At 55.8% G+C, this 636-nt stretch carries 1 rRNA gene; it reads left to right on the top strand.

Annotated elements, in window-relative coordinates:
- Nucleotides 1–636: ribosomal RNA gene (locus AWV70_RS08000) — 16S ribosomal RNA — on the top strand; the annotation flags it as partial.

The raw sequence follows: 636 nt of genomic DNA, 5'->3' as shown, positions 1-636 counted from the left end.
GGCTAATACCGAATAATCGGTTCTTCCGCATGGAAGAACTCTGAAAGACGGTTTCGGCTGTCACTGCAGGATGGGCCCGCGGCGCATTAGCTAGTTGGTGGGGTAACGGCCTACCAAGGCGACGATGCGTAGCCGACCTGAGAGGGTGATCGGCCACACTGGGACTGAGACACGGCCCAGACTCCTACGGGAGGCAGCAGTAGGGAATCTTCCACAATGGACGAAAGTCTGATGGAGCAACGCCGCGTGAGCGAAGAAGGTTTTCGGATCGTAAAGCTCTGTTGCGAGGGAAGAACAAGTACGGGAGTAACTGCCCGTACCTTGACGGTACCTCGTCAGAAAGCCACGGCTAACTACGTGCCAGCAGCCGCGGTAATACGTAGGTGGCAAGCGTTGTCCGGAATTATTGGGCGTAAAGCGCGCGCAGGCGGTCCTTTAAGTCTGATGTGAAAGCCCACGGCTCAACCGTGGAGGGTCATTGGAAACTGGAGGACTTGAGTACAGAAGAGGAAAGCGGAATTCCACGTGTAGCGGTGAAATGCGTAGAGATGTGGAGGAACACCAGTGGCGAAGGCGGCTTTCTGGTCTGTAACTGACGCTGAGGCGCGAAAGCGTGGGGAGCAAACAGGATTAGAT

This window comes from Sporosarcina koreensis, assembly GCF_001531445.1.
In the GTDB taxonomy this organism is placed as follows: domain Bacteria; phylum Bacillota; class Bacilli; order Bacillales_A; family Planococcaceae; genus Sporosarcina; species Sporosarcina koreensis_C.
This window is presented reverse-complemented; position numbering and strand designations above follow the sequence as displayed.